Consider the following 244-nt stretch of genomic DNA (forward strand, 5'->3'; position numbering starts at 1 on the left):
TTGGTTCCACCGACTTTCATCACCACGGCGCACATCAATAATGCGGTAGTCAGGTTATCGGCGATAGGTGAAATAAAGAATGAAAGGATACCCGTTATCCAGAATAGGGAACGCAGGTTGAAGCCCTTACCTACCATCCAAGCTTGAAGGGCATCAAACAGGCGACGCTCTTCCATGGCACTGATGTAAGTCATGGCAACCAGCAAGAACAGAAGTAGCTCTGAGTATTCCAGTAGGTTGTGAT

1 protein-coding gene is annotated in these 244 nt (G+C 47.5%); it reads right to left on the bottom strand.

Going from position 1 to position 244, the window contains the following annotated elements:
* The coding region (nhaD, locus tag AB4585_RS26240; protein WP_372171692.1) for a sodium:proton antiporter NhaD at nucleotides 1-244 on the bottom strand (244 nt) is incomplete at both ends.

The sequence above is a fragment of the Vibrio sp. 10N.222.49.C9 genome, from assembly GCF_041474985.1.
Taxonomy (GTDB): Bacteria; Pseudomonadota; Gammaproteobacteria; order Enterobacterales; family Vibrionaceae; genus Vibrio; species Vibrio crassostreae_C.